This window comes from Salmonella sp. A1325, from assembly GCF_056991255.1.
In genome coordinates this window covers 62,113-75,739 of record NZ_JAMLWO010000002.1, presented here as the reverse complement: position 1 = coordinate 75,739, position 13,627 = coordinate 62,113, and the positions used below count along the sequence as shown (strand labels likewise).

Genomic DNA, 13,627 nt, shown 5'->3' with positions numbered 1-13,627 from the left:
TGTCTGAAGGGTTAACGGGTAAATGCGGCGTGTAGTGCGTCCACGCTGCGTGCCGCACGCAGCGTACGTCCGGGGTTGCTCTGGCTTTCGCGTAGCGCCTGAACTTTGCTGACGATATGCGCGCCGATAGGTATCGCTGATGTCGCCGCCGGGGAGGGGGCGTTACAGGTGTGAATGGAACGCGGCGTCGTGACAAACAGAAAATCATCAATCAGTTTGCCGTCCGGCGAAACCGCCTGCGCCCGCACGCCTGCCGGCCAGGGCTGGAGATCGTTGACAGTCAGGCTGGGGCAATACTTTTGTACTCGCCGCAAATAGCCGCTTTTGCACAGCGAGTTTTTCATCTCGCCCAGTCCGGAAAGCAGATGATTTTGCAGTACGCGACGAATACCGGCGGAGCGGAAAATCTCCAGAGTGTCGGTGAAGGAAACGTCGCGCTTACGGTAGCCTTCGCGTTTAAGCGCCAGCACCGCATTCGGCCCGACCGTAACGCTGCCGTCAATCATGCGGGTAAGATGGACGCCGAGAAACGGCATTGCCGGATCGGGGATCGGGTAGATCAAATGGTTAACGATCCGGTTGTGCCGCGGGGCCAGACGAAAGTACTCGCCGCGGAAAGGGCAGATAATAAAACCGGGCTCCACGCCCAGCATTTTGACCAGCCGATCCGCCATCAGTCCTGCACAGCCGATAAGCGTAGCGGTTTCGATTTCCCGACCTTGCGAGGTGCGAATGACAACGCCAGCGGCATGTTCTGTTAGCGCGCTGACCTCGGCATGGTAGATGATCTCGCCGCCTTTGGCCTGAAAGCGGTTCGCCATGGCCGTCGCGACATCGCGATAGCTGACAATCCCGCTGGAAGGGACAAAAATCCCGCCCAGGCCAATGATATTGGGTTCGCGTTCACGCAGCTCCGCCGCGCTTAACCACTCGCGCTCTAAGCCGTTGGCCGCCGTCCGCTCCCATAGCGCGCGCATCCGCGCCATTTCCAGCTCCGAGGTGGCGACCAACATTTTGCCGCAGGTGTCGTAGCGGATGTTGTTTTGATCGCAAAAGGTTTTAGTCGCCTGATTGCCTGCCAGACAAAACCGCGCTTTGAGGCTGCCGGGCGTGTAGTACACCCCGGCATGGATCACGCCGCTGTTATGCCCGGTCTGGTGGCAGGCTGGCGCGGACTCTTTTTCCAGCAATGCGATGCGCGCATCTGGGTAGACATCAATAAGTTGCATGGCGGTCGACATGCCGATAATGCCGCCGCCGATAATCACAAAATCATACATCCGCGTAATTCCTTCGCCGTGGCGCTTATTGGTGAGTTTGATAATGGCTGGCGGCGTAGGCGAAGTAACCGCGCTGGCGCATCAGTTCGCGACGCAAGTCAGGATGCGGCGTAAAACGATCGCGTCCATGTAGCCAGAACAGATTGTTAATCAACAGGAATTTGCCGACCGGTACCGGTACGGAGAGGATGTTTTGACTGGTTTCCAGCGCGTCTGAAAGCTCGCTGAGCCAGACGCCTTCTTCAAAGTCTTTTGGCTGGACGAACTGGTCGATATAACGCATGACCGGGCGGCCTTGTTGGTCGACATCAAACACCGGGTGCCAGACGTCATGGCTAACATTTTTGCTTGGCGGCGCCGCCCAGCGCATGACGCGACGCGCCAGCGGATGGGTAAAAAACGACTCCAGATGTTCCCAGTCATCAAGGTGCAGCAGCAGCGAATTACCGCCTTCCATATTTTGTTCGTCGATTTTCATCATCAGCACGTAGTCGGTCACCTCCTCAACATAGGTGCCGTCATTGTGCAGTTCCATTACGCGGTGGGGCTGGCGCAGATAACTGTCGGAGTTGTCGACGTTTTTGACCACGAAACGCGCGTAATACTGGCCGCTCATCGCATCGTAGTTGGAGCGACCAATAAGATGCGCCACCGCCGTCGCCAGTTTGACCATCTCTTCTGCCTGTGCGACATCATCGATCCCTTCGGCGCTGATCAACAGCGCGCCTTGTGCACGGTTGAGGAGCGTTTTGATCAACAGCGGTTGTAGCTGATTGCCGCACAGATCGTCGAGGATCTTGCCGATTTTAAAACGTAAGAAAGATTTGTATTCCAGCGCCTGCACCGGCCACTGCGCAACCTGATGGAGAAATTGTCTTGTGGTATCCGCCGTAAACGTTAACGCCAGCAGGCGCGGCGACTGCGCCGAAGGGGCAAGGGTGAAACCAGTATGGCGTTGGGCTAAATCATCTGTGTTCGCTTTTACGGCAGTCAGTGCATTCATCAGAATCATTCCTCTCGGTAGATGGTCAGGGAGACATGGCGATGCTCATTTCGTAGCCATAAATTAAAAATATCGACATTTTCCAGGAACGCGTATGAAATAACCGCTTTTGTTTAATTATTGTGATCAAAAACAACAAATATTTAACAATGCGAAGGGTGAGGTTAACGGCGCCACGAGCCTGACAACGGCAAGAAGGGGTGTAAAATGAGCAAGTTATGGGGAAAGTGATGCTGGCGGGGTTGCCCGGCCTGGCACATAAGCGCGTAGGCCGGACAAGTACAACGTATTTCAGCAGTCAATTAACCGGCGTCAACCTGCGGTTTACGGCTGTGTTTACGGATCAGACGTAACACTGGCGGTACGACAATGACCATGATCGCCATGATCAGCAGGGCTTTGGCAACGCCGCTTTGCCACAAAATCGCCATATTGCCGTTACTGATGGAGAGTGCGCGACGCAGATTCTGCTCCAGCATTTCCCCCAATACGAATCCCAGGATCAGCGGCGACATGGGGAAGTGCATTTTACGTAAAATGTACCCTAACACGCCGAGCGCGACCATCAGCACCAGATCGAAGGTGGTGCTGTGTACCGCATACACCCCTACCGCCGATACGGCAGCGATGGCGGGTACCAGGAACCACAGCGGAATGGTGAGCATACGGGTGAACAGACCGATCAACGGGATATTCATGATCAGCAGCATCACGTTCGCAATCAGCAGCGCAGCGATGAGTCCCCAGACGATATCCGGCTGTTCGGTGAACATCGCCGGGCCTGGCGTGATGTTGTACAGCGTCAGCGCCCCCATCATCACTGCCGTAGTGCCGGAACCGGGAACGCCCAGCGTCAGCATCGGGATGAAGGAGCCGCAGGCAGAGGCGTTGTTTGCCGCCTCCGGCGCCGCGACGCCGCGAATATCCCCTTTGCCGAAGCTATCGCTGTTGCCGCTGAGTTTTTTCTCGGTCATATAGGTAATGGCGCTGGCGATGGTCGCCCCGGCGCCGGGCAATACGCCGACAAAAAAGCCGATTACCGAAGAACGCAGGGTGGTGCCGATACACTGCGCGCCTTCTTTCAGGTTGAACAACATTCGACCCGTTTTGCGGACCATTGTTTGCCCGCTGCTGGTATGTTCCAGCATTAAAAGTATTTCTGATACCGAGAACAGGCCGATCACCACGACGATAAACTGTACGCCGTCGGAAAGATGAACGCTGTCAAAGGTAAAGCGATAAACCCCGGTGTTGGCGTCCACGCCGACGGTCGCAAGGCCAAGACCGATCAGCGCTGCCAGAAATGATTTAAGCGGGTTTTGCGCCATCATGCTGCCAAGACAGGCGATGGCAAAAACCATTAAGGCGAAATATTCCGCCGGACCAAAGGCCAGCGACCATTGCGCCAGTAAAGGGGCGAACAGAATGATGCCGCCGATAGCGATTAATGAACCGAAAAATGAGCTGACTGCGGAAATCGACAGCGCTACGCCGCCTTTCCCTTGCTGCGCCATCGGGTAACCGTCCAGCGCCGTCATGATCGCCGCCGCATCGCCGGGGACGTTGAGCAATATGGAGGAGATCCTGCCGCCATACTCACACCCAATGTACACCGTCGCCAGCAGAATTAGCGCCGACTCAGCAGGCAGATGCAACGCAAAGGCCAGCGGCAGTAAGATTGCCACGCCGTTGATCGGTCCCAGACCCGGCAGCAGACCGACGATCGTGCCCACGAAGCAGCCAATCAACGCGATAACCAAGTTTTCCGGCGTCATCGCCACCGCAAAGCCCTGAGAAAGATATATCCAGGTATCCATCGTTGCTCCGTTAACTCAGCCAGGCGCCGAGAGGTAAGGTGACATCAAGCAGCCGGTCAAAGGCATACCACAGCAGAATGCCTAATACCGCGCCGGAGATACCCGCCGCCGGAATCGTGGCGCCGAACAGCATCCCGATAACCATGGTGAGAAGCGCGGTGGCGATGGGAAAACCCAGCCATTCGAATCCCCAGGCATACATCAACAGGATGATGATCATGGTAATTAGCTTTTGCAGCACATGGCGGCGCGGCCAGCTAACCGTGTCGGGATGGCGCAATAACAGCGCCAGCGCGCAGAGCGCCATCAGGCCGATAATCCCCAGCGGAAAAGGGCGGGGGCCGACGGGTTCATAGCTGTATTCGCTTTGGATCTGCCAGGCGATGAATAGCCCGGCGATACAGAGCAACAGCCAGATACCCGCAAAGATACGATCGCTCATCATTGCCTCCGCGATTATTTCGCGAGTCCGAAGGCTTTCGCCTGTTCACGGTAATCAGTAACCTGTTTTTTCACGTAGTCATCGAGCTGCTGGCCGGTCATGTCGAACTCAAACAGGCCGCGCAGATCGCGCTGTTTTTTAAACTCGTCGGTTTGCTGGAGCTTCTTGAAGGTATCCACCCACCACTGGTAATCGGCATCGCTGACTTTGGGCCCGACGTAGAAGCCGCGAATAATCGGCCACACCAGGTCGTAGCCCTGTTCTTTAGCGGTAGGGATATTGGCAAGCTGGCCCGGCAGACGATTTTCTGAAAAGACGGCAAGCACGCGGATTTTGTCGCCGCCCAGATAAGGCACCATTTCACTGAGATCGCCGGAGACAACCTGAACATGGTTGCCCATTAATGCCGTCACCGGCTCGCCGCCGCCCTCAAAGGCAACGTAGCGCATCTTGTGCGGGTCGACGTTCGCCTTTTGCGCCAGCAACGCCGACTTCATCCAGTCCTGGCTGCCAATAGAGGCGCCAGCGCCAATGACCACGCTGTTGGGATCTTTTTCCATCGCCGTCATCAGATCTTTCAGCGTTTTCCACGGGGAATCCGCACGCACGGCGATCATGCCGTAATCAGTGCCCACGCTTGCCAGCCAGCGCACATCATCCACGCCGTAGCGACCAAATTTCCCCTGCGACAGGTTGAGCAGCGAACCGCCGGAAAAGGCGACCACAGTCCCGGGTTCGCCAGGGCGTTGGGCGACTATCGCGTTATAGGCCACAGCGCCGACGCCGCCGGGCATATACGTTACCCGCATGGGTTTCTCGATAGCGCCAGTCTCCAGCAAACTCACCTGAATCAGCTTACAGGTAAGGTCGAAACCGCCGCCAGGTTTGGCTGGCGCGATACATTCCGTTCGCGACGGCGCCTCCTGCGCCAGAACAGAGGTACTCATTAATAAAATGCTTGCAGTAAGGGTACGAAGTAATTGTTTTTTCATTTTTTATCCTCACGCCGGACGTCCGGATTTTTCAGGTTCGGAAGAAGATTTTTGTGATTATGTGAGCCGACATGTAGCAGTTCGGTTGCGTGATTGTTAAAACAATAACCTTTCAATTCCCTTTCAATGCGGCAGAAACTTTACAGGATGTGATATGCGTCTCTTATTGGCGGAAGATAACCGTGAGCTGGCTCACTGGCTGGAGAAAGCGCTGGTGCAAAACGGCTTTGCCGTGGACTGCGTATTTGACGGCCTGGCGGCTGACCATCTTCTGCACAGTGAAATGTACGCGCTGGCGGTGCTGGATATCAATATGCCGGGAATGGATGGACTGGAGGTGGTGCAACGGCTGCGTAAACGCGGTCAGACCTTGCCCGTTTTGCTGCTCACGGCGCGCAGCGCGGTGGCGGATCGCGTAAAAGGTCTCAACGTCGGCGCCGATGACTATCTGCCGAAACCCTTTGAACTGGAGGAGCTGGATGCCCGTTTACGGGCCTTGCTCCGACGCAGCGCTGGGCAGGTTCATGAAGTTCAGCAACTGGGGGAATTGATCTTTCATGATGAAGGGTATTTTCTGTTACAGGGACAGCCGTTAGCGCTGACGCCGCGTGAGCAGGCGCTCTTAACCGTATTGATGTACAGACGAACGCGGCCGGTCTCGCGTCAGCAGCTTTTTGAACAGGTGTTCAGCCTGAACGATGAGGTAAGCCCTGAAAGCATCGAACTTTATATTCATCGACTGCGTAAAAAACTCCAGGGAAGCGATGTACGAATTACGACGCTGCGCGGCCTGGGTTATGTGCTGGAGCGCGGCGATGAAGTGGGTTAAGCCGCAATCGTTGTACCTGCAACTCTTGCTGTTCCTGGGGTTGCCGCTGATTCTGCTATGGGGGCTGTCGGCGTTTAACAGCTATGTCAATGCGCTACAGGCCGCCACTCAGGCTTATGATCGTACGTTGCTCTCCTCGGCGCGAACGGTATCGGAACGGCTGGTGGTGCGCAATAACCATCTGGAAGTTAACGTGCCCTGGGTAGTGCTGGATAGCTTCGAGCTTAATATGAATGATCGACTCTATTACAAAGTCGTCGACCCTTCCGGAAAGGTTATTTCCGGTTATGACGATCTGCCCGCCATGCCGCCCGCTACGCCTCGTACCCGGCTTTATCCGGCGCTGGCGTGGTTCTATCATACCGAGTATCGCGGCGAGGCGATCCGCGTGGCGCGTTTGCTACAGCCGGTCAACGAAGGCGGCATTATCGGCATGGCGGAGATTTATGTCGCAGAGACGCTGCAGTCCCGTCGTTATCTGGCGGGCCAACTGCTGTTCTCTTCCTGGATCTCACAGGGGCTGCTGGTGTTGCTGACCCTGGTGCTGGTTGGCTGGTTATTACGCCGGATCCTGCGCCCTATGCGTCAACTTTCGTCATTAATGGTACGCCGCGAACCGGGTCTGTTAACGCCGCTGCCGGAACTGCTGCCGTGGTCGGAAACACGCTTGTTAATCGTGGCGTTTAATCGCTACATTGACAGGCTCCGCGGCATCCTTTCCCGGCAGGAACGCTTTAGCGCCGATGCTTCTCACCAGTTAAAAACGCCGCTGGCGGTGTTAAAAACGCAGGCGGCGGTGGCGTTAGCCAGCCAGCACCCTCATCACTGGTACGAAAGTCTGCAGGCGATGAGCGTAACGCTGGATAGCACCATTCAGCTCACGGAAAGATTGTTGCAACTTTCTGCGGTAAAGCATAAAGAGCAGGGCGAGCGGCGTTTTTCCCCGGTGAATCTGTACGATATCGTACAGAGCGGCTGCTTTACCCGCCTGGCGCAGGCGCGCAGTAAACATATCGACCTGGGCTACGAAGGCGAACAGGAAGCGATGTGGATCGAGGGGGATGAGGTACTGCTTAGCGAGCTGTGCGGAAACTTGCTGGATAATGCGCTGAAATACACGCCTGAGCAAGGCATCGTCACCGCGCGGCTTGAACGGGATGGCGATGCCGTGACGCTGGTTGTCGAAGATAGCGGCCCCGGCATTGATGATGAACACATCCATCTGGCGCTACAGCCGTTCCACCGGCTCGATAACGTAGGAAATGTGGCCGGGGCGGGCATTGGTCTGGCTTTGGTCAATGATATCGCACGCCTGCACCGTACTCATCCCCATTTTTCCCGTAGCGAAGCGTTGGGAGGGCTATACGTTCGGATACGCTTTTTAAGCCTTGTTCCGCAGTAATGCGCACAAATGTGTCAGCGGTAAAGCACGTTTACAAAAAGTCGCATCTTGAGGTGTGACGTTTTAATCAAATGATCATACATTCCCCCTACAAACCGTAGCGTTAATTAAAAATATAGTGGGTGCAGGGGCATGAATAATCATACTAAACGACGGGGAATAGCATTAACCGTCTTTCTTGTCGGGGTTAACATCCTGGCCTGGATTTGGGCGTTCTGTGTTTTTCATCACCATGCCGTCATGCTAAGCGCAGCCATACTGGCGTATAGCTTTGGGCTGCGTCATGCGGTTGATGCCGATCATATCGCAGCCATCGATACCGTCACCCGTAAACTGATGCAGCAGGGTAAAACGCCTTTAGGCGTGGGGGCGTTTTTTTCATTGGGTCATTCGACCATTGTCGTTCTGGCATGTCTGGCGATTGTTGTGACGTCGATGGCATTTCGCGATCGTATTGATGTTTTGCATCAATATGGTTCGTTGATCGGTACGGCTGTTTCCGCTTTTTTTCTGCTGGCGATGGCCCTGCTTAACCTGTTTATTTTGTTCAACGTCTGGCGGCAATTTCGCTCGGTTACCCGCGGCGAGTCAGTGAGGGCGCATGACGAGGCGATACCTGGCGGGCTGATGACGCGTATATTTCAGCGTACGTTTCGTTTGGTCACTTCCAGTTGGCATATGTATTTTGTCGGTTTTCTGTTTGGTCTGGGATTTGATACCGCAACCGAGGTTGGGTTGCTGGGCATTTCCGCTTCAGCAGCCAACCAGGGGCTATCTCTCTGGTCGATGATGATTTTTCCTGTGCTGTTTACCGCCGGGATGGCGCTGGTGGATTCCCTGGATAACTTTGTCATGGTCGGTGCTTACGGTTGGGCTTTCTCGCATCCATTACGTAAGCTTTATTATAATATGACCATTACCGCCGCATCTGTCATTGTCGCGCTGGCGATTGGCGGGCTTGAGGCGCTGGGGTTGATTGATGATGCGTTACAGTTAAGCGGAACATTTTGGCAGACCGTAAGCACGCTTAACGATCATATGGGGAATGTGGGCTTCTGGGTAGTGGGCGCTTTTGTGCTATTCTGGCTGCTCTCGTTGTTGAATTATCGCTGGCGCGGCTATGATAAAATCACACTCAATACCTGATTGATTTCTGTAAAAATAGCATTTCGGCAGTGGTATCACATCATTGCCGAAGCATTTTATCTCCTGAGAGTATATCCTTCTCGGTAAGTGCGTTATTTTTCATGCTTGCCTTTCGTTATCAATTTAAGCAATCCGATATAACATACAATACCAAAAATAATAATAACAGTTGTATACCCAAGAATCAGCCAGTCTGCATGTGTCATAATATAATCCAGTTATCAGGTATCCCGTGTTAAGGCGATCTTTAAGCCTGTTGTCAGCAGGAACCACTGTACCCGTTCAGTGCTGTTGGCAATAACGTATTGTTTATGCACAAGAGCGTTGTTACGTATACATTGAGCATAGACCTCACCCGCATTTTTGTAATGCCATAAAGCAAGGCTGCACCTTTAATCTACCGACGATATGCCAGGCCAGAAGAGATAAAATGGTGGTTGTCACCATCATCTGTGCCTGACGCCAGGTTAATGACACATACATATGAAAATGTATAACCGCTGCACGCTTTTTAGCACGTTATCTGTAACATACCGTGTTAATCAATTCCGTAAAACCGAGTATAGTGTAAGTGAATTTCGAGTAATTGTCATTATGATTATATGGTGGTTAACTTATTTTTCAAATTATGATTAAACTTTCGTTTTTTATCAGTTCATCAGGACTTATGAAAAATCTGGACGTAAAAAACATATTTACGTCCAGGCTTTCTTTTTAGCAAATCGATTTTCCGGTAAAATAGGGGGTAGACCACATGCGCTTATATTCCCATTCAGGCCTTAGTATGCCGATGGAAAAAAGTAATTTTTTTTGTCTTTCCTGGCAGTAATGTCTGGCACGGTTAATATTTAGCCACATTAATATGCTGCCGGGACTGAGTGGCCTGAACTCATTTTTAATTGCACCATTAGATACGTCAAAGTAGACGTTCATCTGGCTTTCAGATTTCAGCACGATATCAAATGCACAGGGTATCCCTTCAATATAAAGAATATGCCCAAACAGAAGGTGATGCAGTTGACTAAAAAAGTTGGCAAGGTTATCAGCGGGATAGCAGGATAACGTATTGCCGAAACGAGACTGAAATAACTCGATAAAAATATGAGTCAGTTCATCAGAAGAACAATCAGCAACGCTTTTTACACTCCCGCCTTTTTTAAGAAATTGCTGATATTCATTACGGCGTCTTTTTTCAAACTTAGAAGAGAACGTTTCTTTGACCAGACAATTTTGTTTCTTTCTGGTGAGTTTCCATATGGCATTGCGTATTTGTGGCTGATGCAACGCCGAAAGTCGGTTAGTACGATCGGGCAAGAAGCAGCGTAAATCTGGTGCCATCGGAATAAGTATCTCATCTGAAGATAGCGGGAAGGTTCTGCGCGTCAGGATGCCAATATTCTGATCATTACAGATAAAGTAGGCGCCTTTAATCTTATCATCTTCTTTATAGTGGAAGAATTTAAAATGCCAGTTATGGCGCTTCATAAAATAATCAACAATATCTGGGTGCATATTGATACTACCGCCGTATTGCGTAAACACCTCCCGGTATAGGGTAAAGGAAGACGGTTGCCAGCGGGTTAATATACGCTTAACTTCTTGTATTTTCACCAAAACTCCTGACTTAGCTTACTGAAAATTCTATTTTGTATTATTTTTTCGCTCAACCAAATAAAAATGTGAAAAATGTTTAGCTTGTATTTAATGGTTAACATGCTAATCGATGACGTTATGGTGAAGGGAATAAGATTAAGATGTTGAGCATAGCATGAGTGAAAGCGACGGTTTAATGCCGCGCTTTTCACTCGCAAGCCATTCCGTATTTAACCATTCAGTAGCGATACAGATTTCAAAGAGATCCGCTGAACGGTAGCAGGATCTGCACATCCGCGTATGAAATAGTTCTACCGGGAGAGGCTGTTAACCTCTTGTATTATTGTATCCAGAATATGATAGCGCTTCCGATACTCTGCGCGTTTTTTGCTGGGGATACTTTCAGGCGCTTTACGCATCACCTGTGATGGCAGATGATATAAGGCACCTTTCTTAACGCCGTTTAGCGACTCCCAGAATTCACTATAGCTGGCTACAAAAGTTTTTTTCTTCTGGAATAAGTACCTGAGTTGACGATAAACATGGTTGTTTTCACTTACCGCATAAATCTCGTCGACATTACAGGCCAGCATCAATGTCGCAAATGCTTCATACAGCATCCGTTTAGGAAAGAGACCGTAACAATCTTTGGTGGCGTTACGTATGACTTGTGGGCCGACATGTTTACTGGGCCCTTGTAACCCGGCAACCAGCGCTATTTGCTTCCCTTCATGGCGTATAAAGGAAAATGATAAACGTGCCAACGGCGTATCATTGAAGCACAGCGTTAATGTCAGTTCACCTTCTCTGTCATAGCCACAGGGACCGCAGTAGATATCTACCAGAGCACCGTTTTTTCCTTCCAGGTGAGCGAGTAAGATTTGTTCCTCGGACAGAAGGATCTTTTTAATTTTACTTTCCGGAAAGGACTGAACGAACTGGTAGTGTTCCAGAATAGCCCTTGCCCGGCAACGTATGCTAAGTCCGGTATACAAATAGGGCCGCTGGATTTTTGCCGGCAACAGTGGACGATGAATAATCAGCGTTCTGGGCTGAGACAGATGGCATAATTCATTGAAGTATTTAATTGTCGTTACAGGGTTAATAAGGCAACGTAATACAAATTTATAGCGAAACTTACGCTCTCCCCAGCGTTTATGGCGATAAGGCGTCTGCGCCATGACTTCTTTTAACATTAATAATGGATTATATCTTTCCATATCACTTTGCTGCATCGTCATACTACGTCCCTACTACTCGATAGACTTATAACCGAGACGGTAGCCTGATTGAGTTAAACGTAAAGGCAACGAAGAAGGCCTGTACAGACGACGTTGTTAAACAGTTTATCAATGGCAGCAATAAAACGCCTGAACACGCTTTTTAATAGATTTTCTGCTAATGAGTGGGATGAGTCCTGAACGTAGTATTAAAACGAATGCCGTGTTTATTATTTTAAATAATGTTTATACTCTAAATAATTCGAGTTGCAGGAAGGCGGCAAGCGAGCGAATCCCCAGGAGCTTACTAAAGTAAGTGACTGGGGTGAGGGAACGCAGCCGCAGCACATGCAACTTGAAGTATGACGAGTATAAGCCAATATATTTATTTGGCTGGTATTGTGTAAGTCAGACAGCAACGCGTCGTGATGCGTGATTATGTAACCAGACGCAAAGGGGGTATTCACCTTATCTCTAAATGCAAATCTATATGATAAATTTTATCATGTACTGTGTTGCTCTCTCTGGGAGAAAATATATGCAGCGTTCACTCGGTAGTCTGGCCGGTATGGCTACATCTGCTTTTGGCGCGGGGACTTCTGCTGCTATGCGGCAAGCCACCTCTCCCAAAACTATTCTGGAACATATCATTAACTTTTTTACCTGTGGTGGGGTGCGTCGGAAAAATGAAGCACAATATCAGGAATTGATAGACACTATGGCTGATACATTGAAAAGTTCAATGTCTGACAGAGGTGCTCCGTTGCCAGAAAACATCATACTGGAGGATATGGGCGGGTTTCGTGTCGAATTTAATCTTCCTGGTGAGAATAACGAAGCTGGACAAGTTATTGTACGAGTCAGTAAAGGCGACAATTCTGAGACAAGAGAAATTCCGCTTGCCTCTTTTGAAAAAATATGTCGAGCTTTACTATTCAGATGCGAATTTTCTCTCCCTCAGGATTCCGTAATATTAACTGCCCAGGGAGGCATGAATCTTAAAGGCGCTGTCCTTACCGGAGCAAATCTGACGGCAGAAAATTTATGTGACGCAGACTTAAGCGGCGCAAATTTAGAGGGGGCAGTGCTGTTTATGGCGGATTGTGAAGGTGCAAATTTTAAGGGCGCAAATCTATCGGGAGCATCATTAGGCGACAGTAATTTCAAGAACGCCTGTCTGGAAGATAGTATTATGTGTGGCGCAACCCTCGATCACGCTAATCTTACTGGCGCCAATTTACAACACGCGAGTCTGTTAGGCTGTAGCATGATAGAATGTAATTGCTCCGGTGCAAATATGGATCACACTAATCTTTCAGGCGCAACCCTTATACGTGCTGATATGAGCGGTGCGACATTACAGGGTGCTACTATAATGGCTGCTATTATGGAAGGCGCTATCTTAACTCGGGCAAACCTGCAAAAGGCTAGTTTCATTTCTACGAACCTGGGCGAGGCTGATTTGGCTGAGGCCAATTTAAACAATACCTGTTTTAAAGATTGTACACTAACCGATTTGCGTACTGAAGACGCCAGAATGTCTACAAGTACACAAACACTCTTTAACGAATTTTATAGTGAAAATATTTAGCCCTTTTTGACGTAAATCTGAAATAAAAGAAATGTAAGAGTAACTATCTGCGTCAAGCGGGAGATAATTGCAAGAGTCACAAACCAGTTTCTTTTCTGAATAGTAGCTGAGAGTAAATTATTTACAGTATCTTTTATTATTACAGGAGCATGCGACGGTAAAAATATCTGAATAACCATTTCTATTTTCTCAAGTAGAACTTCCAACTAAAGCGAATTGTTTGAAAAGGAAAACGCTATGCCTGGATGTATAAGTGCCTGTTCGTGCGTTGCCAGTCCAACGCCTCCCGAGCCTAAGGGCCCCCCTAAGCCT

Annotated in this window: 11 protein-coding genes; 4 read left to right on the top strand and 7 right to left on the bottom strand. The window is 50.4% G+C overall.

All coding sequences use genetic code 11. The annotated features are described in order from the left end of the window. Window positions 1-11: 11 nt before the first annotated feature. The 5 genes from lhgO to NAZ64_RS04230 form a co-directional block, all read right to left on the bottom strand. Entirely contained in the window at window positions 12-1,280 is a 1,269-nt protein-coding gene (lhgO, locus tag NAZ64_RS04250) for an L-2-hydroxyglutarate oxidase (protein ID WP_023212485.1), read from the bottom strand. A 25-nt stretch (window positions 1,281-1,305) separates the two neighbouring features. Next, window positions 1,306-2,283 (bottom strand): glutarate dioxygenase GlaH, encoded by a 978-nt coding sequence (gene glaH / locus NAZ64_RS04245; protein WP_000993100.1) that lies wholly within the window; start codon window positions 2,281-2,283, stop codon window positions 1,306-1,308. Between the two features lie 302 nt (window positions 2,284-2,585). Further along, a complete protein-coding gene (locus tag NAZ64_RS04240) occupies window positions 2,586-4,100 on the bottom strand; it encodes a tripartite tricarboxylate transporter permease (protein WP_000382034.1) in 1,515 nt (504 codons plus the stop codon). Window positions 4,101-4,110: 10 nt separating this feature from the next. Continuing rightward, on the bottom strand, window positions 4,111-4,545 hold the full coding sequence (locus NAZ64_RS04235) for a tripartite tricarboxylate transporter TctB family protein (RefSeq protein ID WP_001574835.1): 435 nt from the start codon (window positions 4,543-4,545) through the stop codon (window positions 4,111-4,113). Window positions 4,546-4,556: 11 nt separating this feature from the next. After that, on the bottom strand, window positions 4,557-5,534 hold the full coding sequence (locus tag NAZ64_RS04230; protein WP_000744413.1) for a Bug family tripartite tricarboxylate transporter substrate binding protein: 978 nt from the start codon (window positions 5,532-5,534) through the stop codon (window positions 4,557-4,559). A 154-nt stretch (window positions 5,535-5,688) separates the two neighbouring features. Here NAZ64_RS04230 and tctD point away from each other — a divergent pair, with 154 nt between their 5' ends. From tctD to NAZ64_RS04215, 3 genes are all read left to right on the top strand, one after another. Continuing rightward, window positions 5,689-6,363: a transcriptional regulator TctD gene (gene tctD, locus NAZ64_RS04225; RefSeq protein WP_001237934.1), complete on the top strand. Its 675-nt coding sequence runs from the start codon at window positions 5,689-5,691 to the stop codon at window positions 6,361-6,363. Continuing rightward, the gene (locus tag NAZ64_RS04220; RefSeq protein ID WP_000872338.1) at window positions 6,350-7,765 is read left to right on the top strand and encodes a sensor histidine kinase; all 1,416 of its coding nucleotides are present in this window, start codon (window positions 6,350-6,352) and stop codon (window positions 7,763-7,765) included. Before tctD ends, NAZ64_RS04220 begins: the two co-directional genes overlap by 14 nt. Before the next feature lie 132 nt (window positions 7,766-7,897). Next, entirely contained in the window at window positions 7,898-8,911 is a 1,014-nt protein-coding gene (locus NAZ64_RS04215; RefSeq protein WP_001059351.1) for a HoxN/HupN/NixA family nickel/cobalt transporter, read from the top strand. 714 nt (window positions 8,912-9,625) lie between these two features. Here the strand turns inward: NAZ64_RS04215 and NAZ64_RS04210 are convergent. After that, the gene (locus NAZ64_RS04210) at window positions 9,626-10,522 is read right to left on the bottom strand and encodes an antimicrobial resistance protein Mig-14 (protein ID WP_076935558.1); all 897 of its coding nucleotides are present in this window, start codon (window positions 10,520-10,522) and stop codon (window positions 9,626-9,628) included. A 293-nt stretch (window positions 10,523-10,815) separates the two neighbouring features. Continuing rightward, a complete protein-coding gene (locus tag NAZ64_RS04205; RefSeq protein ID WP_023206563.1) occupies window positions 10,816-11,745 on the bottom strand; it encodes a VirK family antimicrobial peptide resistance protein in 930 nt (309 codons plus the stop codon). Between the two features lie 517 nt (window positions 11,746-12,262). Here NAZ64_RS04205 and pipB2 point away from each other — a divergent pair. Then, window positions 12,263-13,315 (top strand): type III secretion system effector PipB2, encoded by a 1,053-nt coding sequence (gene pipB2 / locus NAZ64_RS04200; protein ID WP_220569681.1) that lies wholly within the window; start codon window positions 12,263-12,265, stop codon window positions 13,313-13,315. The last annotated feature ends 312 nt before the right edge of the window (window positions 13,316-13,627 follow it).